Annotated in this window: 17 protein-coding genes and 2 tRNA genes; 9 read left to right on the top strand and 10 right to left on the bottom strand. The window is 50.9% G+C overall.

The genetic code is table 11. The features are described from left to right. Nucleotides 1-10 precede the first annotated feature (10 nt). Nucleotides 11-1,372, bottom strand: coding sequence for an aspartate aminotransferase family protein (locus BMY11_RS03180; RefSeq protein WP_090573003.1), 1,362 nt, complete (start codon nt 1,370-1,372; stop codon nt 11-13). Between the two features lie 141 nt (nt 1,373-1,513). On the opposite strand from BMY11_RS03180, the gene BMY11_RS03175 reads away from it, so the two are divergent. The 4 genes from BMY11_RS03175 to BMY11_RS03160 all read left to right on the top strand — a co-directional run bounded on the left by BMY11_RS03175 (nt 1,514) and on the right by BMY11_RS03160 (nt 3,327). Beyond that, the gene (locus tag BMY11_RS03175; RefSeq protein ID WP_143069202.1) at nt 1,514-1,990 is read left to right on the top strand and encodes a GNAT family protein; all 477 of its coding nucleotides are present in this window, start codon (nt 1,514-1,516) and stop codon (nt 1,988-1,990) included. Between the two features lie 78 nt (nt 1,991-2,068). Beyond that, nucleotides 2,069-2,144, top strand: a tRNA-Thr gene (locus BMY11_RS03170). Nucleotides 2,145-2,156: 12 nt separating this feature from the next. Then, nucleotides 2,157-2,233, top strand: a tRNA-Pro gene (locus BMY11_RS03165). Between the two features lie 176 nt (nt 2,234-2,409). Beyond that, nucleotides 2,410-3,327 (top strand): ribokinase, encoded by a 918-nt coding sequence (locus tag BMY11_RS03160; RefSeq protein ID WP_256217282.1) that lies wholly within the window; start codon nt 2,410-2,412, stop codon nt 3,325-3,327. Between the two features lie 71 nt (nt 3,328-3,398). Here BMY11_RS03160 and BMY11_RS03155 read toward each other — a convergent pair whose 3' ends face one another. Further along, complete coding sequence (locus BMY11_RS03155) at nt 3,399-4,802, bottom strand: HEAT repeat domain-containing protein (protein ID WP_090573000.1); 1,404 nt, start codon at nt 4,800-4,802, stop codon at nt 3,399-3,401. A gap of 208 nt (nt 4,803-5,010) precedes the next feature. Between BMY11_RS03155 and BMY11_RS03150 the strand changes: the two genes are divergently transcribed. Next, nucleotides 5,011-5,841, top strand: a complete 831-nt coding sequence (locus BMY11_RS03150) for an AraC family transcriptional regulator (protein WP_090572999.1) — start codon at nt 5,011-5,013, stop codon at nt 5,839-5,841. Between the two features lie 95 nt (nt 5,842-5,936). Here the strand turns inward: BMY11_RS03150 and BMY11_RS03145 are convergent, their stop codons facing one another. The 6 genes from BMY11_RS03145 to BMY11_RS03120 form a co-directional block, all read right to left on the bottom strand. Further along, nucleotides 5,937-6,926: a 3'-5' exonuclease gene (locus tag BMY11_RS03145; protein ID WP_090572998.1), complete on the bottom strand. Its 990-nt coding sequence runs from the start codon at nt 6,924-6,926 to the stop codon at nt 5,937-5,939. A 44-nt stretch (nt 6,927-6,970) separates the two neighbouring features. Continuing rightward, nucleotides 6,971-8,647 carry a hypothetical protein gene (locus BMY11_RS03140; protein ID WP_090572997.1) on the bottom strand — a complete coding sequence of 559 codons (1,677 nt, stop codon included), beginning with the start codon at nt 8,645-8,647 and terminating at the stop codon, nt 6,971-6,973. Nucleotides 8,648-8,809: 162 nt separating this feature from the next. Then, the gene (locus BMY11_RS03135) at nt 8,810-9,952 is read right to left on the bottom strand and encodes a hypothetical protein (RefSeq protein ID WP_143069201.1); all 1,143 of its coding nucleotides are present in this window, start codon (nt 9,950-9,952) and stop codon (nt 8,810-8,812) included. A gap of 157 nt (nt 9,953-10,109) precedes the next feature. Beyond that, nucleotides 10,110-10,985 carry a cation diffusion facilitator family transporter gene (locus BMY11_RS03130; RefSeq protein WP_090572995.1) on the bottom strand — a complete coding sequence of 292 codons (876 nt, stop codon included), beginning with the start codon at nt 10,983-10,985 and terminating at the stop codon, nt 10,110-10,112. A gap of 177 nt (nt 10,986-11,162) precedes the next feature. Beyond that, a complete protein-coding gene (locus BMY11_RS03125) occupies nt 11,163-12,008 on the bottom strand; it encodes a phytanoyl-CoA dioxygenase family protein (RefSeq protein WP_090572994.1) in 846 nt (281 codons plus the stop codon). Nucleotides 12,009-12,110: 102 nt separating this feature from the next. Beyond that, complete coding sequence (locus tag BMY11_RS03120; RefSeq protein WP_090572993.1) at nt 12,111-13,391, bottom strand: adenylosuccinate synthase; 1,281 nt, start codon at nt 13,389-13,391, stop codon at nt 12,111-12,113. 115 nt (nt 13,392-13,506) lie between these two features. Between BMY11_RS03120 and BMY11_RS03115 the strand changes: the two genes are divergently transcribed. Next, nucleotides 13,507-14,421, top strand: a complete 915-nt coding sequence (locus BMY11_RS03115) for a LysR family transcriptional regulator (protein WP_090572992.1) — start codon at nt 13,507-13,509, stop codon at nt 14,419-14,421. A 5-nt stretch (nt 14,422-14,426) separates the two neighbouring features. On the opposite strand, the gene BMY11_RS03110 is transcribed toward BMY11_RS03115, so the two are convergent. Then, on the bottom strand, nt 14,427-14,843 hold the full coding sequence (locus tag BMY11_RS03110; RefSeq protein WP_090572991.1) for a DUF1284 domain-containing protein: 417 nt from the start codon (nt 14,841-14,843) through the stop codon (nt 14,427-14,429). Between the two features lie 23 nt (nt 14,844-14,866). Beyond that, nucleotides 14,867-15,649: a GNAT family N-acetyltransferase gene (locus BMY11_RS03105; RefSeq protein ID WP_090572990.1), complete on the bottom strand. Its 783-nt coding sequence runs from the start codon at nt 15,647-15,649 to the stop codon at nt 14,867-14,869. 131 nt (nt 15,650-15,780) lie between these two features. Here BMY11_RS03105 and BMY11_RS03100 point away from each other — a divergent pair, with 131 nt between their 5' ends. The 3 genes from BMY11_RS03100 (at nt 15,781) to BMY11_RS03090 (ending at nt 19,516) form a co-directional block, all read left to right on the top strand. Continuing rightward, on the top strand, nt 15,781-16,554 hold the full coding sequence (locus BMY11_RS03100; protein WP_090572989.1) for a hypothetical protein: 774 nt from the start codon (nt 15,781-15,783) through the stop codon (nt 16,552-16,554). A gap of 155 nt (nt 16,555-16,709) precedes the next feature. Then, on the top strand, nt 16,710-18,509 hold the full coding sequence (locus BMY11_RS03095; RefSeq protein ID WP_090572988.1) for a DEAD/DEAH box helicase: 1,800 nt from the start codon (nt 16,710-16,712) through the stop codon (nt 18,507-18,509). After that, the gene (locus tag BMY11_RS03090; protein WP_090572987.1) at nt 18,506-19,516 is read left to right on the top strand and encodes a YqhG family protein; all 1,011 of its coding nucleotides are present in this window, start codon (nt 18,506-18,508) and stop codon (nt 19,514-19,516) included. Before BMY11_RS03095 ends, BMY11_RS03090 begins: the two co-directional genes overlap by 4 nt. The last annotated feature ends 83 nt before the right edge of the window (nt 19,517-19,599 follow it).

Here is a 19,599-nt window from a genome sequence, read left to right as displayed (position 1 = left end):
TCCCCCCTGCCTACAAGCGGATTGACTCAAGTGCCTCCGTGATCGTACCTGCAATAAAGGTGAGCTCGTCATCCGTCGTAATGAGCGGCGGACAGAGCGTAATAATGTTATTGAAGCCCGGCACTGTATCGCCGTTCTTCCCAATGAGCAAGCCGCGCGCCTTGCAGCCGCCGATGACTTGCAGCACCATATCCGACTCCGCAGGGTTCTTCGACAGCTGATCCGTAACAAGCTCGATGCCACACGCGGAGCCGAAGAGTCGAATGTCGCCGATGTTCGGATGCGCTCGCAGCGGGTCCAGCAGCCGCTTAAGTTCCTTGCCGATCTGAGCAGACCTTGCGACGAGCTGCTCCTCTTCCATAATTTCGAGGTTCGCTATCGCCACTGCGCAGGACACCTGATTACCGCCGAACGTGTTCACATGGCGGAAGTGGCTTGCTCCATCTTTACCTTTGAAGCTCTCGTACAGCGAGCTGCGGACTGCCGTTGCCGAGAGCGGCGAATAAGCGCTGGTCAGCCCCTTCGCCATTGTTACGATATCCGGCTCCACGCCGAAGTTGTGATGACCGAACTTCTCGCCAGACCTTCCGAATCCGCATATCACCTCGTCCAAGATCAGCAGTACGCCATACTTGTCACAGATCTCCCGGATCTTCGGCAAATATTCCGCAGGCGGTACGATCATGCCCCCGCCCGTTATGACCGGCTCAAGAATAACGCCTGCCACGGAATCTGCGCCTTCCCAGTTGATCGCTGCCTCGACTGCATCCGCACATTCCAGCCCGCAGCTTCCATAGGTTTGTCCAAACGGACAGCGGTAGCAATAAGGCGGAGGAACATGCTGGAATCCAGCTCCGAGCGGCTCATACTTCAGCTTTCTCTGCGCCTGCCCAGTCGCGCTCAGCGCGCCAAATGAACTGCCATGATAGGCTCGATGCCTCGCAATAAATTTATGGCGTGCGGGCTCCCCTTTTTGATGAAAATATTGCCTGGCAATCTTAAACGCTACTTCATTCGCATCCGATCCGGAGTTGGAGAAGAAGATCCGGTAATCACCTTCAAGCCAACTGCCTATCTTCTCCGCTAGCTGAATAGCCGGCACATGCGACTGGCTCATCGGCGAATAAGCAATCGTCTTCATCTGCTCATACGCTGCCAATGCGATTCGCTCCCGACCATGTCCGACGTTGACGCACCACAGCCCCGACATCCCGTCGAAGTAGCGGTTCCCATCCGCATCAGTGATCCAGCAGCCTTCTCCCGAGACAATGATGAGCGGGTTGTCATTATGCGGCGACATATGATGCCATACATACTTGCGGTCTTTCTGCAGCAGCTCTTCCTTCGTTACAACCGGCTTCTGTGTGCTCAAGGGGCGCCCCACCTCTTCCTTGCTTTTGTACTAGCGTATTCGGCCAAGTTCATAGATATGGCAGCGGGAAAGTCATTTCTTCTTCGGACGCCAAATAAGATGGAATTACGACAGCTCATTCTTAAGTTTGGGAGGTCCTTTATGATGGATGAAGCGAGATTGCATGCAGAGCTTGCCCATATTGAAGAAGACGATTGCCGCGTCCTTCACATCACCGAATCGAAGCATGGTAATACCGTCATTCTGTATTCACCAGTTGACAGCTGCGATATTAATGCACGGATTGTTTATGCAAGCGGCGTTGCGTCGAAGCGGTATGTAAACGATCTGAACATGTATGTCACGAAGGTGCCTGGAAAGGATGCGTGGAAGCTCCAATACATTCGCATTCTCGGCGACAAAATCGGACAAGGCTACGGAACCATCATGATGGAGGAGCTTCTGAGGCGTGCACTAAGTGAAGGTATCGCCTATATCGAGGGGCGCATGCATCTCACCGATCAGAAGGGTCATCTTGAACGTCTGCGCTATTTCTACAGCAAATTTGGTTTTGCACTGCTCGAAGATCGCCGAATTCTGTGGACCAACAAACAGATTCAACATGAGGTGACAAAATAACAAAAAAAAATCAAAAAGGGACTTGCCTAGATTTTTATTCATGTGATAAGATACGTCTTGTGCTTCAGTAAATGAGATGCCGGTGTAGCTCAGTTGGTAGAGCAACTGACTTGTAATCAGTAGGTCGTGGGTTCGACTCCTATCGCCGGCACCATCTTCTTTACTCCGGGATGTAGCTCAGCTTGGTAGAGCACCTGGTTTGGGACCAGGGGGTCGCATGTTCAAATCGTGTCATCCCGACCATTTGAAATCATGAAATACATAGAATAGATGGAGAGAAGCTTATGCCTCGTGCATAAGCTTCTTTTGTTTTTCACGGACATGATGAGATTGACGATCTATTTTGGCGCATGCTATATTCAGTGAAAGATGTATGTAACCGTTACCACAATCCCATTACAGAAGAGGATGATATACGAGTGAGCAGACGCCCGTCGATTGCAGTTGTTGGAAGCTTAAACATGGATCTCGTCATTTCCATGCAAAGAATGCCGAAGATCGGGGAAACGATTCAAGGGGACGCCATCCATTACATCTCCGGCGGCAAAGGCGCGAACCAGGCGGTCGGCTGCGCGAAGCTTGGCGCTGAAGTAACGATGATCGGCGCAGTCGGTGACGATGCTTTCGGCTCGGAAATTATGAATCGTATGAAGCAGTTCGGAGTGAAGACCGAAGCAATTGCGACGCTTGAAGGCGTTCCGACAGGAACAGCGACCATTATGCATACCGAGAATGACAACTGCATCGTCATCGTGCCTGGCGCGAACGGCGAATGCTCACCCGAAGCGACTATAGAGCCATATGACGATGTTATTCGAGGTGCCGATGCGCTGATCGTACAGCTTGAAATTCCAATGCCAGCCGTCGAAGCTGCTCTACGTATCGCTCGCGAAGCTGGCGTGACGACGATTCTTAACCCCGCCCCTGCCCTGCCGCTTACGGATGAGCAGATAGCGCTCGCTGACTACTTCACACCGAATGAGACCGAGTTCGAAATGTACTGTGGCGGAACGATCGACATTGATTCCGAGGAGCAGCTATTCGAACGAATGACCGCTTGGAATACTCGCTTCCCAGGACAGAAGCTCATCGTTACGCGCGGCAAGCACGGCATCTCCTGCGCAGATTCCGGCAGCATCGCTACTTTCGCTGCCCCTATCGTGCAGGTGGTTGACACGACTGGCGCCGGCGATTCGTTCAATGCCGCACTATGCTACGGCGTTGCAAACGGCTGGCCACTGGAGCAGACGCTTCCGCTCGCGGTTCGAGCAGCTTCCTACTCCGTTACGGTGTTCGGCGCGCAAGACGGCATGCCGACTATGGACAAGCTCGTTTAATTTGTACTAAGTTAAAAAAAGCCTTCGAAACCTGCGTTGTTCGCAGCTTCGAAGGCTTTCTTCAATAGAAATTAGAATGTGCTTGCAGGCGTCGTATCCGAGCACCAGCGAGTATTGAACAGCTCTTGCATCAACGCTTCGTGCGCTTCCTTCGTGCCAATATAGCGTAGCGCCTCAAGCGCATGTCCGCGTACATAACGGTTCTCGTCGTCAAGCACTTCCGCGAGATGCGGCACTGCTTCGGACGCTGCGGAACCGATACGCACAAGCGACAAGCCCGTCGTGAAGCGAACCTGTGTATCTTCATCCTTGAGTCCCTTAATAAGAGCAGGTACGACAGCAGCTGCGTCACTGCTAATAATTCCGAGCGCTTCAATTGCAGTACGGCGCACTTTCACAGACGGATGATCAAGCAGTCCGGCAACAGCAGGCACGGCGCTTTCTGCCAGATCGCGCAGCTCGGACAATGCGAATAGGGCAAGATTCACGATCTGTTCGCTGCTATCGTCTAGCAGAGCCTTCAGTCCTTCAACAGCGCCTGCTCCTGCAACCGATAGTCCGTAAGAAGCAGCACGAGATACGCGCTTGTTCTCATCTTGAACGGCTTGAAGCAGTGCTGCAATGCCCGCTTCTCCCCTTCTCGCCAGCTCATACGCTGCTGTCAGCGCAGCAGGCTCCTGATCCGTCTTGCTCACAGCCTCCAGCAGTGCCGCAATCTCAGCAGCATCGCCTGACTGTGTATTCGCAGTTGCAGCCGTACGGCCCGAGAGCCAGTTCCACACTTCTTCGCCGATCACACCGTTCAGCTCAGAGCCATCCGCAATCTCTTGCCAGCTGTTCGCCTTATTATCCCACGTTGGCGCAGTCGGGAACTGAGTCCGCATGAACTCAAACTTCAGCATGAATCGCGGCTGACCGAGCAGGTTCGGCGTCGAACGATGCCAAATATCGTAATGAATGAGCGCAAACGTACCCGCTTCGCCTTTTGCCGTAGCTTCCTCTGCATTCTCATCGGAAACAAAGTTACGCTGATCTTGATACTGCGTACCTGGCATAACGCCTGTTGGTCCGAGCTCTAGCGGCGTGTCCTGCGGGAAGTACATAATCATTGCCCACCATGGATGATGGTTGCGCAGACGGTCATAGCCCCAGTAGCTGTCCTTATGCCAGCCGCCTGGCTTAGGAACGGAATTGTAATGGCCGTGACGGTGTGTATGGAGCAAGTAGTTTGGTCCAAGCACGCTTGTGAGCGCTCCTGTAATGACCGGATTTTCGAATACCCGTTGAAGCTCCCGGATCCGCGGCAAAATGTTGTTGCCAGGGTTGCCCTCATTGTCATAAATGTTGTTCAGCTGCTCAACAAGGTGTTCGTGGAATTCACGCGGGAAATCCGTCTTCAAAATCAAAAATCCATCCGTAATAAATTGTTTCATCTGTTCGTCTGTAAGCAATTTCGGTTGTGCGATTGTCGTCATCTTCATCCAACCTCCCATAATTGTGCAACGCGAGCTATGTCTCGATTATGGACTAACAAGAATGCGTTTCCAATGGCTAAGAATAAGAATGAAGGTGCCAAAATTAAGGTTGCGGTATCGCCCGCCTCCAAAATGCTCTATGATATAGAAAACGATTACAGCCGAAACTAGAACCTGTTTAGAAGCAATAATAGGAGAATCGAATCCCATGAAAAACAAACGCGAAGCTTCCGCCTTAATGGAGCTGCTGCAGGCACTGCAGGTCGACGTAAGTCATGCTCAGAAGACGCAAGTGACAACCGATTGGCGGGATATGGACTACGTACCCGAGTATAATAAGCTCTACTATATCGTCGAAGGAGAAGGCTACTTGAAGGTAGACGGCAATGAGATGTACCCGGTTCCCGGTGAACTCTGCTTGATGCCCGCCTTCACGCAGCAATCGTATTCGTATCTGGAAGGCAAGAAACCGTACCTGAAATATTGGTGTCATTTCACAGCCTCTATCGGTCCATTCGACCTGTTCCAATGGATTGGCGTTCCGCTGCGCATTACGACTGCCGATCAGGAAGAGATGACGGCTCTGTTCAAGCTGCTCGTCAGCTTGCATGCAAACCCGTCGCTTATTTCACGGCTGCGGGAGAAGTCGATTATGCTGGAGATTATCGCGCGTTATCTGGAGCATGTGCCGATTACGATTCTGCAGCATCGCTCAGAGGATATGAAGCGCATCCAGTTCATCCAAGAATATATCGACAGCCATCTCGAGAGCAACTTGAAGATTGAAGATATGGCGAAAGCGGCGCATCTGCATCCGAACTATTTTATCGCTTACTTCAAGAAGCATTTCGGCGTGCCGCCGCTTAAATATGTGAGCCGCAAACGAGCGGATAAAGCACGCATCCTCTTAACAACGACGACGCTCAGCATCAAGGAAATTGCCGATCAGATTGGCTTTAAGGAGACGAATCATTTCGCCAAATTTTTCCGCAAGGAAGCCGGGCAGAGTCCGACTGAGTACCGAGCGAATAACTCGTAGTTCATATACGCGCATTAATAAAGGGCTTCTGCTTCGAATCAGCATTTACGCTGTTCGATGAAGAGCCCTTTTGGTTTACTATTCAACGAATAACACTACACGAGCTGCGATTGGTAAATGCATTTCATTAGCTCAAACGTAGCTTTCGTATCCGCCCACGCACGGTGTGGCTGCTCATTCACAATGTCGAACACTTCACATAGGGTAGATAGATCATAGCTGATTATCGGAAGATTGAGCTGCCTTGAATGCTTCAATGTGCATAGCAGCTTCCCCGTCCAGAGTCGTGTATTGGCTCTTTTACACATCGCCTTTAGTACCCGGTAATCATATTGAATGTTGTGCCCAACGAGCACTGGCGTCCCTTGGAGAAACCGATTCAGCTGCTTAAGCGCTTGAAACGAAGTTGGCATATCAGCTACATCCTGATCGGTTATACCGGTTAAAAGTCTAACCTGCTTCGGGATCTTAGATTTTGGATTAACCAGCGTGTTATAGGTATCAATGATTTGGCCGTCTCGAAACTTTAGCGCGCTGATCTCAATGATTTTGGCATACTCTACGATCGGAGAAGTGGTTTCGAAATCCAGCACCACACCTTCATAAGGTATCGAGAGTTCCGTATAATAGTCGTGTTTTTTCAGCTTCTCATTTGAAGCAACGGGTGGTTTTAACGCTGCAGCAGCAGCCTCTACAAGGGTGTACCCTTTGAGCTCCGTTGGCTTTATCCCATCTGCAATGCTCAATTCATGAATGATATCAAGACGATCATAGTAGGTATCGGCAGGAATGAGCTGGTAGGATGAGAAGCTATCTAGCAGCGTGGTTACCTGTTGTTTGGCTTGTCCAATAATCGAGAAAAGAGCCGGTGATACCGCAAGTTCGATGCCGCATTCGCGGTAGGAGCGATTCAGGATGGAGAGCACCCGATGAAGACCGTTCCAAAATCCGTAATCGGCCCTGCCAAACCCTAAATTAAGTGCCATATATCCTTCCTTAACGTCCGGGACCAGGCAGTAAAACGTCATCCGATTCTCATCGTTATGTTCAAAGAGCTTGGCTGCTAAAATAATGGAACGCTGCATCTGCTTCACCTACTGTCAATAGGATGGAAATCATTTCTTGACCACTATAGATTTCGAACTTGAGAAGTCAATACAGCGACTGTCAGCCACTTGCGGAAAACCAGCAGCACGATGAGAGAAGGCAGTAGAATGATAGCTCCGAACTGCAGCAGCACTGCCGGACTATAGGCGGCGTCCGTACCGGTGCCTGCATGCATCACCTGCATAAATTGCTGCAATGGCGGGAACATCGAAGGATTGCTTAAGATGATGGTAGGCAATGTCACCGAGTTCCACTGCATCACGAACTGCAGTGCACCAAGCGCTAGCAATGGCCGCCTGCAAGTAGGCAAGTAAACGTAGAAAAACTTATGCAGCTCTCCCTTCCCCTCTGCATCTTCATGCATCGCCATTCGGCTGTTTGCAATGCCTTGCAAGATAAAGATAGGCAGAATGGAGAACATACCGGAGATGAACATCGGGAAGATCGTATTCAGCATCTGCAAGTCTTTGTAGAAGAGGAATTCATAGAATGTTCCGCTCCCCATAACAAGCAGAATTAGCAGTACGAGTCGATACAATCCTCTCCCAGGCAAATCTTTGACAGTAAGCGGGAACGCTAGCGTCACCGTAATGAGCATGAACGGGATCACATCAGCTAGATCTAACGCCAAGTATTGTATGTAATTTCTCAGTGAGAGTAAGGAGCCTAATCCTAGACCTTTCGCATACTTGACGGTGAATGGGTAAACAAAGAACATGTAGAGAACGAAAGCTGCGACAAGCGCCAGCACTGTACCGATTATGATCCCAGCTGCGTTATAACGACGATTGGGCTGAATCGCATTCTCACTCGCTGAGCTTGCTGCGAAAAGTGTCCTAGCGAATGTCCGCCGAATCACTGCATACGCGAGCAGCGTGCCTGCCAGCTGAATCAACAGACAGAACAAGCCAAGTGGACCAGCGAGATTCACTTCAAAATTCTCATAGACAAGCCGGAACGAGTAGCTGCCAAGTGCATCACCTTTCTCGAAGACGAACGGATTGACGAGCATCCGAAGCAGCTCTGTGTCCTGTGTAAGCACGGTCGACAACTGCATGAGCATGAACGCGCCAATGGCTTGTATTGCGGGCAGGATATGCCGTCCGCTGAAGCTCGCGCGATTCGGAATTAGCCCTTTTTCCATCGCCGCCTGCGCCGCCCCGATTGCTGCCAACGCGAGCATGATCGGGATACCGCAAGTCTTGATCACTTCCAATGTGATAAACAATGTGCGAAACAGCTCCGGTCTCGCTAACACTAATGTATGAATGCCACCTAACGGGGATTGTGCCGGCGATAGAATGAACATAACCAAGTAAGCAAATAAGAGCGACGGGATAAAATACGGTGCGAGGAAGAGCGCCGCTAACCCGCTTCGATAGCGAGAGTTGCGTATACAGCTGAGCGCAAGCGCAGCAACAAAGGCCGCAATGCCGCAAGCAAGTGTATAGCCTAGTTTCATAATTAGTGTATTTCTCACAACCGTGCCGAACGCCGGACTATCGAATAATGCCCGGAAATTCGCTAGTCCCACCCATTCGCTGCCCCATAAACCTTGCATATTTTTGTAATCCACGAAGGCGCTGTATGCCATTTCGCATAACGGAATGCCTTTGAATATAAACAGCAGCATTAGCGCCGGAAAGACGATTATGTAGTGGAGCCGATATTTCCAAATGCGGTGTAGGATCTGTGGCATGGATTCCCCTCACTTAAAAGTAATAAACTGACATATCCTCCATTCTATCCGGCAAGACCAAAGATTGGCAATCCATAGTTTCTTAGGTCTCCGCAAAAAAAAGGATTGCCTTTCGCAACCACGGATGGCTGCGTGACAATCCTTCATTCTTAATCCTATACCTTATTTACGGATTCCGTAGCCAATGAACGTTTTCGACTCGCTGTCGAAGCCAAGCGATAATGGTCCAATTAGCTCGTCTTGATCTGTTTTGTAAGAAACAACGACGATATTGCCGCCCTTCGCTTTCAGATCGGCAAGAGCTTTCTTCTGCTCATCCGTGCTCGCCAGAATACCGGAGTCGGTTGCACTCGTTAGAGTCACTTCCGCTTCTTCCTTCTTCGATTTCAGATGGCTCTTCTGATCGTCAGTCAGCTTATTCCAGCTCAGCGTTTGAAACTCTGCTACTGCCTCTGGAGAGAGCGTCGCACTTGCAGAGGTATCTGCAACTAAGTAGAACAATGGGCTGATTGGCGGAAGGCTCTTCGTCATGATTGGGCCGTAGTAAGCGCGGACCTTCATGCCTGCCGTCAGCTTCGAGAATTCAAGCGGCTGACGCTCCTGGTCAACGACTTGCGTTTCTTTGCCCGCGTTCAGAACAACTGCTGTTGCCGACTCGCCGTTCACGCTATTATTAATCATCACCTGCCAGCCGTCATCGGTCTTCTTCACCGATTGGATAACTGCATCCTTCACAAGGTGGTCAGTGCCAACAATGACTTTCGCTGCATGGGATTGGCCTGGGTAGCTCATCGCTACGATTGGCCCATATTGCGCTTCTTGAATATCTTGACCAGGTTTCAGCGCCTTCGGATCAAGCGCCTTGCCATTGCTGTCTGTAAGTACTGTATCCTTATCAATGCTTAGAACCATCCAGTTGCTGCCGCCTCTGCCAAGCACCGTAATGCGAGTCGAGCCGTCCGTGCCAGTTGTTACGTCTTCAATAATGCCTTGCATCCGAATCAAATCCTGCTCCCCCGGTTGTTCAACAACTTCTTTGGACTTCAGTTCCAGACGCTTTTCCTTCGCGTTATAGAATACATCATAGCCAAGAGCAGCCGCCTCGCTCTTCGCCGGAAGATAAGCTTTACCGTCGATAAAGACAGGCTTCATCTGAGTGTTCTCACCGTCAACCGTTACCGTTACATCGCTGCGCAGGAAGCCTTGTACCTTTTGCAAAAAGCCGGACGCCTCAACCGCTGCCGTCGTAGCCATAAGCCCCGCTAGTGTAGCTACTATCAATACTTTCTTCTTGTTCATCATCATTTTCTCCTCTCGCTACCTTCGTAGTAAGTTTAGTAGGTTAAACTGTCTTACACGCTTACTGACGGCGGCTATTTGGAAAAGGTTGCAACAGCACAATTAAAAAAGCAAAATTCGACAAAAAACCGGTTTGGATAATGATCCAAACCGGCTCTCCACATCATTGCTGATCGTCCTCGTACCACGGATTCAAATGCACGAGCACCTCGTCTACTTCGGGATGGGCATCCATCAACTTCTGTTTGATTTTGCGAATAATATCATGCCCTTCCTGAATCGTCAGCGTTCCAAGAACAGCGACACGCGCATCAACGAGCACATAATGCCCATGCTCCCGTGCACGCAGCCGATCAATTCGCTTTACTTCGGACACTTCGCGCAAATGCTCCGTAATATCTTCGATTTTGTCAGGACTGAGACTCTTGTCCATTAGTACATCCATCGTCTCGCGCGCCATATCGACGCCGAGCTTCAGTACAAGCAACGACACGACGACGCCTGCAGCAGGGTCCCCGTAGCTGAGCCAATCAATATCCATTCGCTCGCCGAGCCAGCCAAGCCCGATACCAATTGTCGCCGCAAGTGATGCATAGACATCCGCCAAGTGGTCATAAGCAGTCGCCAGCATCGCTTTGCTATTCGTCTGCTTGCTCAGCCGAAGCGTGTAGACATATAGAATTTGCTTCGCGATCAAGGAGATAATGGCTGCTCCAAGTGCGATGAGATGCGCTTCCGAAGGCGGCCCGAAGAATGCAAGGACGGCATGATAGCCCATATAGAGTGACGCTGCAATCAAGATGAACGCAACGACACCGGCGCCGAGCACTTCCGCTTTGCCGTGACCGTACGGATGATCTTCATCCGGCGGCTTGCCCGACACACGCATCGAGCTGTACGCGGTTGCCGTAGCAATAATGTCGCCAGCACTGTGGATGCCGTCCGCGATGAGTACCTGACTGTTAAACATGACCCCCACGATGAGTTTCAATCCCGTCAACAGCACATTACTCAGCAGAGAGATCCACATTGCGATCATAGATGCTTTACTACCCACGAAGTCTCTCCCCGTTTCTTCTTGTTGCCATTGCTCATAATACAGGTGATCTTACACTTTGTACCAGTCAAAATCAAATCCATTTAAGCTTACCCGAGATGCCGATAAAAAAACAGGTTCTTCCGCCTTGCGCGGATGAACCTGCCGCCTAATTTCATATTACGATTGCTGAGCTGCAGCCCGTGCCGCCCGTGCAAGCGCAGGTAGATGCGCCTGATTGTCTTGGATTTGGCGAAGATGACGCATCCGCTCCTCGCCCGCTTCGTTCAATACGGCTTCGCCATGCAGCTCTTCCACCCAGTAAGGAGCAAATGTGCTGACATACTCATGAAGCTCGTCCAAATGCTCCTCTGTATAATGTCTGGAGAAATTAATGAGCAGCACTCTGCGATTATTGCCCCCTCCGAATGCCGCATGCTTCACATAGTTGTTGAAGACAAGCAGATCGCCTGGACGGATATCAATCGGAATGGCAGGAAGCTCTGACCGTTCCACGCCCCACAGACCATGCATATCCGCCGTATGAATCTGTGCTTTCAGCAGCTCTGAGAACTGGTCGCCGATGAACTGGCTTCCCGGTATGATGCGGAGTGCGCCTGTTTCACTTGTCATCGGATCGAGGTAGAACGACAGGTTGATGCTCTTCAAGTTCCCCGGCCACGTCTTTTCCATCGTTGTGTCCGAATGCCAGCCGGTGTCGCCGACATACTTGTTGCCTGCGCTCGTCAGATAATTATAGTCCTCGCCAAGCAGCGTCGAGCAAATGTTATGGACACGCGGATCATCGAGCAACGAAGCGAGCTTCTCGCTGTGGCCGAGAAAGGCGACAATGGTCGACGTCTTTCTGAAATTATGCGGCTTGCCATTGTAGTTGCCCCCAAGCTTCTGAAACACCTGGTCGAATTCTTCCGTTATCTCCATCATTCGGTCCTGCATCAATCCACGGAACACTAAATAGCCAAACGTATCGAAGAAAGCTTGCTGTTGTCTCGTCACTTTAAACATCGTTTTGTACAGACACCTCCATAGCTAAGCGAACTTTAGCTGGAATCATGCAGAAACAGCTTGTTCTTACTGTATAGCTATGTAAGTGTTTGCTCACTCATGCTACCGCTTAATGAGTTGATCCCGATGCGGACCAACGGAAATGGAGCCGATACGTATGCCAATCGCTTGCTCCATCCACTCCACATACGAAATCGCGTTTGGCGGAAGCTGATCAAACTCTCTGACGCCGCTAATATCACAGCTCCATCCTGGAAGCTTGCTCAGAACCGGCTCCGCTCCCTCCAGCTTGGCGTTCACCGGGAATTCTTGAGTAATGGTTCCGTTCGCCAGCCGGTATGCGCTGCATACGGGGATGGCCTCCAAATATCCCAACACATCGAGGTTCGTGAGCGCTAATTCCGTCGCCCCTTGGACCATGCAGCCATATCTGGTCGCAACCGCATCAAACCAACCCATCCGTCTCGGCCTTCCGGTCGTCGCACCGAATTCTCCTGCATCTCCTCCTCTGAGGCGGAGTGCATTCGCTTCCTCACCTGTAATTTCGGAGATGAACGGCCCTGCCCCCACACAGCTGGAATAAGCTTTCACCACTGCGATGACACGCTCTATGCTGCCTGGCGGAATTCCTGCACCTACCGAAGCAAATCCAGCTAATGTTGAGGATGAAGTAGAGTATGGATAAATACCATGATCCGGATCGCGAAGCGCACCGAGCTGACCTTCCACGAGGATAGATGCTCCACTCTGGTTAGCACGATGCAGCAGCTCTGTTGTGTTCAGTAGATATGGCTGAAGCTTAGCAGCGTATTCGTTGAGCTCCAATAGCAGCGCTTCAAGATCAATCGGAGGCATACCGTATAGATGCTCCAATAATACGTTCTTGGCTGCGAGTGATTGGGACAAGCGGCTGCGAAGTCTGGCTGGCTCAAACAGTTCGGCAGCTTGAATGCCGAGCTTCGCATATTTATCAGCATAGAACGGCGCAATCCCCCGGCGTGTGGAACCAAAACTTAACGAGCCTAATCGTTCTTCTTCCAGTTGGTCGAATAACCGGTGATAAGGCATGACAAGCTGAGTCCGATCTGATATGAACACGCTCGGCTTCGGAACGCCGCGATCCTCTAGTTGTTGCAGCTCTTGCAGCAGTACATCGGCATCAAGCGCCGTACCTGGACCAATCACATTCGTAACATGGGGATAAAATACGCCCGATGGGAGCATATGAAGTGCAAACTTGCCGTACTCGTTAATGATCGTGTGTCCCGCGTTGCTGCCACCTTGATACCTCACAACGAATGATGAATGCGCTGCGAGCACATCCGTCATTTTGCCCTTACCTTCATCGCCCCAGTTTGCCCCTACAATTGCCGTTACTGGCATACTATCGCCTCCCGCACCTAGTTAATGACTTGGCTTGCAAGGTTGATTATAATGGCAGGAGTAGGCATTAGAATAATTGATATAAGTAATATCAACTATAAGATGAGGTAATGCGATGAACGAGATTAATATGGAATGGTATCGAACGTTCTACTGGACAGCGAGAATGGGTAGTTTATCTCGAGCCGCTGAGCAGCTGCATATTACACAGCCGGCGATAAGTCATACTCTTAAGCAGCTGGAGCAAGCATTAGGCGGACCGCTGTTCTTCCGCTCGGCCAAAGGGGTATCATTAACCGCTGAAGGTGAAGTCGTGCTGCAATATGTGGAGCAGGCGTTCAATCTGATCGCATCCGGGGAGAAGCGCATATCGGACATGCGTAATTTGGACGATGGCGAGATTAGAATCGGAGCGGGCGATACGCTGAGCAAGCATTATTTGCTTCCCTTTCTGGAGAAGTTTCATAACCAATATCCGAACATCCGCATTCATGTGACGAATCAAACGACGCCGGAGACGCTGCAACTGCTCAAAGAGGGTAAGATGGATATCGGTATCGTCAATTTGCCGGTGGAAGATCGCAAAATCGAATTCAAGCAGAGCTTGCCGCAGCAGGATTGTCTGGTCGGCGGTAAGGTGTATGCGGAGCTATCACGCCGGCTGCAGCAGCAGCCGCTTGCGCTCGAACAATTGCACGAATATCCGCTAATTATGCTGGAGCCAGGCGGTAGCACGCGGCAATTTCTTGACCGTTATGCTACAGCGGGCGGCGTGCAGCTGAAGCCTGAGCTTGAGCTTGGGAGCATGGATTTGCTCATCCAATTTGCCATGAGCGGCTTCGGACTTGCTTTTGTAACTCGTAATTATGTGGAGCAGGAGCTCGCTCGTGGCGAGTTGGTCGAAATCCCGCTCACTCCTGCTCCGCCAGAGCGGCACATCGGCATTGCAATCCTTCGCGGCGTTCCGCTGACTTCCGCTTCGAAGCGATTCATGACATTGCTCCCTATCGTACATAAAGCTGAAGCTTAATAAGCTTACAACGGCGGCATCCAATCTCCTTGATTAATCGTCCGAACGCCTGCCTCGCAGACCCCATAAGAGCGCCATTCGCATGTATAACAGAGGGTGTTGATGTCCTCTGGTTGCATGCTTGCTCGAACGCGGTGGATAACATCCTCCCATGGCAAGGTCATGCCAGAAACGAAATGGAGCTTATCGAGTATGCGTTTGTCGTGTTCGTATACGGAACGATTCTCGCAGTGCTGCTCGGCGTTCTTCGGGAAGCATGCGCACAAGTCATCAGGTCCGCCGATAATCGTGATAAGCGTCTTAGGCTTGTCGCGCAGCTCGTTATATACAACGCGCATATTCGCTGAGAACTCAACAGAATAGCCCATCCCTCGGAATCCGAGCAGACAGAGCAAATGATGTCCGCGAAGCCGGATCTCCATGCCGCATCCTCCTTTTATACTAGCTATATGAAGCCAACGTTTTGTTGTACGCGGTACCAATAACGGTAGACTTCTTTGTAATTCAATTTCTCGTACAAACGGTTTGCAGGCGCGTTGTTCCCTACGACGAGCAGATAGCTCTTCGTTGCTCCGTTCATTCTAGCCCATGCAAGCATATGGAGAATGAGCTCCGCGCCATAGCCACGGTTTCTGTCTGAGCGATTCGTCACGATATCATAGAGTCCGAGGTAACCCCGCTCTAATGCGCCTAGCCCACAAGCAACCGGACGGTCGTCATCGTAGAGCGTGAAGAAAGCCTGCTTCGCCTTCGACTGTTTGATCATATTGGCGCAGTTCACCTTATTCGCCTCTGTAATCTCATTGAACGCGCACATGCGAGCCAGCCATTCATTGCTTAGTGCTGTTTCTACGACAATACGCGATAGGTGCGGCACTGGCACATGTTCCAGACTTTCCATTAGCATAACACGTGAAGGATCGGCTATGGCATAATTTCGTTTCTGAAGCTCAGCATCAAGCAGGCTCGGACATATCGGAGTCAGCTTAAAGATTGCAGGCTGCCCTTCTCTTTCGTACAATGCCTCGCTTGCTTCAATACGTGCAGTAAGCACGGCTTCTGATTCTGCTTCATCCCTATTTGCACCATACATCGCATGGACCGAATTCGCCCGCTTTGTATAACCATTCGCAAATCTCAGCAACCAGCCCCCATAGGTTACGGTTTGCAGGGACGGCCACGCATTCATCGTTAGTTCTTCAATTGACTCTACCACGTTCATGTTCATTAGCGCTCACCTCCATAGATATTGTATAAATATACATATTAACGACTAATTATTCAATAGAGAAAACGTGTATCCCGCACGTAAAACATGGTAAACTGGTTGTTGTATCCCTATCGAAAGGCGGAGAATTAATGGTACATACGTTCATGATCGCGCCCCTCACTTACACTCCCTTCGCTAGCGAAGATGAGCAAATCCAGCAATGTAAAGAATGGGGCTTATTATCCGAGAAAGCTACGAAGACGAAACTTTTCGCATATAAGGGCGGCGGCCTTAACACGACCTGCTCCATTGTCGGCTACGTCGATAACATGACGGCAGTACTCGAATTTGATAATAAGCAACAGCACTGCATTCACCCTTCCTATTTGAAAGAAATGCAGACAGCAAGCTTCGGTGTGAAGCAAGCGGCTCAGGCCGATGAAAGCAGCAGCGAGCAAGAAGCTCCTGTCAGCGATACGGCATCTGCATCGACTGAGGCGGCTGTGGAATCGGCTGAGACTGCCGCTGTTCATGCGGCCGCGGCGGCTGCAGAAGCTGATGCAGCAACCGAGGCTCCTGCTGCAGCGGAGCCGAAGAAGAAAGCGCCTAAGAAAGAGAAGGCGCCTAAGCTTGTACTACCGGAGGATAAGGTGAGAATGACGGCAACGGTGAAGGAATTCACGACCGTGCCGAACAATTTCACTGAAACTGAGGATGAAGTCATCATTTATGAAGCGGCTTCTATTACGGAGCCTGTCATCGAGCTCGGTGACGCATGGTCCAGCTACAGTGCGACGCTGAAGAAGCTGGAGCTCGAAATCGGACATACGATTACGTTCGAGTGCAAAATCGTGGAGAAGAAGCTGACCAAGCATCCTGTCCGCTACAAGATCAACAATCCTTCGAAGCTTCAGAAGCTATAAATGTTCACGAGAGACCCTCCATTTGAGGGTCTTTTTCTTTTGCCCATCCCCCGCCCCTCTCCTTCCTTATGAAAAGCATACTTAAAGGCCATACTACTAGATAGGTCAAGCTTTCTTATGCTAAGCCTGGTCACTGAAAGGAGTCCGATAAGCACATGCAACCGACTAACGACCCCATACAAGAGGCTCCGGCCGTCAAACGCAAGCTGCATCCGAGCGTTGATTTACAATTCGACCGCACCTGGCTTCACAATCTGCAGGATCGTGTTGACCGCAACGGCCCGTGGGACGATTGGACGATGTATCAGCTGGCGATTGAAGCTGAGCAGTCGAGACTCGTTGAGAGCTTCGATGATTTGCAATGCTTACGCAGCCTCCCTTCCTTCGAGCCGATGGCGCATCAAATTTCGACAGCGCGCAAGGTGCTGCATGAGATGAGCGGACGAGCCATTCTTGCCGATGAGGTTGGCCTTGGCAAGACGATCGAAGCTGGTCTCGTACTGAAAGAATATATCGTGCGAGGTTTAGTGAAGAAGGCACTTATCCTCGTTCCTGCCTCTCTCGTGCTGCAATGGGTGCGCGAGCTGAACAGCAAATTCGGCATCTCAGCTGTCGCGCAGAAGAAAGAGCATTCTTGGAACAACGATGTCGTCGTCGCTTCGATGGACACCGCGAAGCGTGAACCACACCGCGAACGGCTGCTCGCGCAGGACTATGACGTGCTCATCATTGATGAGGCGCATAAGCTGAAGAACAAGAAAACAACCAACTACCAGTTCGTCAACCAGCTCCGCAAGAAATATTGCCTTCTGCTGACGGCAACGCCCGTGCAGAACGATTTGGACGAGCTGTATAACTTGATTACGCTGCTCAAGCCGGGTCAGCTCGGTGGGCAGAATGAATTCGCTGCGAACTTCGTCCTCGATAAGCGGCTGCCGAAGAACGAGGAGCAACTGCACGAAGCGCTGTCTACCGTCATGATCCGCAACCGCCGCGGCGATGGCGATATTCAATTCACGAAACGGATCGTGAAGAATATTCCGCTGAACCTCTCGACCGAAGAGCAAGCGCTCTATGATGGTGTGACGAAATTCGTCCGGGATCGCGCAAGTGAATCGGACGGAGATTTGTCGAGCCTACTTTCACTCGTCACACTGCAGCGCGAGGTGTGCAGCAGCCGCGATGCCGTATTCGTCACGCTCGTCAATATGTTCAAGAAGACTCCGGAGGATTCTCCGCATCGCGCGAAGATATGGGAGCTTGTCGAAGTCATTCGCACTATCACCTCCAATACGAAAGCGGAGAAAGCGATGGAGCTTGTCCGCGAGATGAATGACAAAGTTATTATTTTCACAGAATACCGGGCGACACAAGAATACCTGCTTCAGTATTTCCGCGCCAACAATATGGTTGCGGTTCCGTACCGCGGAGGGATGAACCGAGGCAAGAAAGACTGGATGATGGACTTATTCCGCGGCCGCGCTCAAGTTCTTATCGCAACCGAGGCCGGCGGTGAAGGCATTAATCTGCAATTCTGCCACCATATGATCAACTTCGACTTGCCATGGAATCCGATGCGAGTGGAGCAACGAATTGGACGGGTCCATCGACTCGGCCAGACGAGCGATGTGCGGATTTACAATCTGTGCACGGTAGGTACAATCGAAGAACATATCGTCAGTCTGCTCCATGAGAAAATCAATCTGTTCGAGCTTGTCATCGGCGAGTTAGATCATATTCTCGAACGTTTCGAGAAGAACGAATCGTTGGAGCAGCGGCTGGCTAGGCTCATGCTGGAGACCGGAGGCAATGGTGATTTGCTGCGCAAGCAAATTGACGATCTCGGCAACTCCCTCAACCGCATCCGCGATGAAGTGGAGCTAGAAGATGATGAGATGAGTGCAATCAACTCTGTTATGAATGCCGTTGGCCAAACAATTGAGGTGAGACCATGAACGAACGTCAAATTCAAAAATTCGTACAGCGGTACTTGGATGCTACCGGCTGCCATATCGTGGAGAAATCGCCAGCTCACTTTCAAGTCAAGCTGTCACCGAAGGCAGATCGCGACCTGACGAACCGCCCCTATTATTGGAGCTTCGTCGATCGCACTGGCGCAGAGCCTGAGACGATGTCACTCCTGCTCGTGACTGATAAGCAGAAGTACGACAATCAAACGACAGCTCTGGCAGAAGCTTCGCAAACCAAGCAACCTCCCAGTAGCACCGGGACGAGCGGAGCTGTTGGAGCAAATGGAGTAGTCGGCGTTCCGCAGACAGCTCCAGGACCGAACTCCACAGAGGCCGTGCTCGGCCGCTCCTTCGGCTACATTCACGGCACACTGAACACGAACATTCGCGTCCCACGAGAAGATCTTTATTTTGGCTCAAGACGGCTTAATCAGCTGTTCGAATCTTCGCGTCAAGGCGGCAGCTACCTGTGCTTATTCCAGGAGCCGGATAAGCGCAGCAACCACCCGCTCGATTCAACCGCTTACAGCGCGTGGTTAGGTGTCAACATGAAGGTCGAATTCGCCTGCGATATGAAACGTGAAGAAATCCACTCCTTCGGCATATCACTGGCGACAGGGCAATGCATCGAACAGTTCCATGACCGGCTCCTGCAATACCGCATGACACCGAAGTTGCCGCCGAATGTGCATACCGCCAAGAATGCGTTCACACTCGTCAAAGCAGCCGCTATTGCGGAGCAGACGCTCGAGCGAAAGCTGCGGAATTACGATTATTCATGGGCAGCTGCTGCTGCCAAGCGGTTAAACGAGGAGCTCGAAACGATTAACCACTATTACGAGCCGCTTCTGGAATCTGCCGAGGAAGAGAACAAACCTCAAATTACGGAGCAATTCGAGCGTCGACGGGATGAAATCCGTTGGCAATACGAGCCGCGCGTGACGGCTTCCGCCATCAATTGCGGTATCTTTTACTTGCAAGGAATAGGCTGAACCATACAGGTCAGCATGATGCGACAAGAACAGCGGTATGAACCAATCATCCGGCAAAAATAGAACAATGCTTGTCCATGCCG

The sequence above is a fragment of the Paenibacillus sp. OV219 genome (genome assembly GCF_900110075.1).
Lineage (GTDB): Bacteria > Bacillota > Bacilli > Paenibacillales > Paenibacillaceae > Paenibacillus_Z.
This window is presented reverse-complemented; position numbering and strand designations above follow the sequence as displayed.

What these genes read in the sequence shown, in the direction of transcription:
- BMY11_RS03115 (WP_090572992.1), top strand. Translation starts at nt 13,507, where the DNA reads ATGAACGAGATTAATATGGAATGGTATCGAACGTTCTACTGGACAGCG.
- BMY11_RS03140 (WP_090572997.1), bottom strand. Translation starts at nt 8,647, where the DNA reads ATGCCACAGATCCTACACCGCATTTGGAAATATCGGCTCCACTACATA.
- BMY11_RS03090 (WP_090572987.1), top strand. Translation starts at nt 18,506, where the DNA reads ATGAACGAACGTCAAATTCAAAAATTCGTACAGCGGTACTTGGATGCT.
- BMY11_RS03125 (WP_090572994.1), bottom strand. Translation starts at nt 12,008, where the DNA reads ATGTTTAAAGTGACGAGACAACAGCAAGCTTTCTTCGATACGTTTGGC.
- BMY11_RS03110 (WP_090572991.1), bottom strand. Translation starts at nt 14,843, where the DNA reads ATGGAGATCCGGCTTCGCGGACATCATTTGCTCTGTCTGCTCGGATTC.
- BMY11_RS03135 (WP_143069201.1), bottom strand. Translation starts at nt 9,952, where the DNA reads ATGATGATGAACAAGAAGAAAGTATTGATAGTAGCTACACTAGCGGGG.
- BMY11_RS03130 (WP_090572995.1), bottom strand. Translation starts at nt 10,985, where the DNA reads ATGATCGCAATGTGGATCTCTCTGCTGAGTAATGTGCTGTTGACGGGA.
- BMY11_RS03120 (WP_090572993.1), bottom strand. Translation starts at nt 13,391, where the DNA reads ATGCCAGTAACGGCAATTGTAGGGGCAAACTGGGGCGATGAAGGTAAG.
- BMY11_RS03105 (WP_090572990.1), bottom strand. Translation starts at nt 15,649, where the DNA reads ATGAACATGAACGTGGTAGAGTCAATTGAAGAACTAACGATGAATGCG.
- BMY11_RS03100 (WP_090572989.1), top strand. Translation starts at nt 15,781, where the DNA reads ATGGTACATACGTTCATGATCGCGCCCCTCACTTACACTCCCTTCGCT.
- BMY11_RS03175 (WP_143069202.1), top strand. Translation starts at nt 1,514, where the DNA reads ATGATGGATGAAGCGAGATTGCATGCAGAGCTTGCCCATATTGAAGAA.
- BMY11_RS03150 (WP_090572999.1), top strand. Translation starts at nt 5,011, where the DNA reads ATGAAAAACAAACGCGAAGCTTCCGCCTTAATGGAGCTGCTGCAGGCA.
- BMY11_RS03155 (WP_090573000.1), bottom strand. Translation starts at nt 4,802, where the DNA reads ATGACGACAATCGCACAACCGAAATTGCTTACAGACGAACAGATGAAA.
- BMY11_RS03095 (WP_090572988.1), top strand. Translation starts at nt 16,710, where the DNA reads ATGCAACCGACTAACGACCCCATACAAGAGGCTCCGGCCGTCAAACGC.
- BMY11_RS03145 (WP_090572998.1), bottom strand. Translation starts at nt 6,926, where the DNA reads ATGCAGCGTTCCATTATTTTAGCAGCCAAGCTCTTTGAACATAACGAT.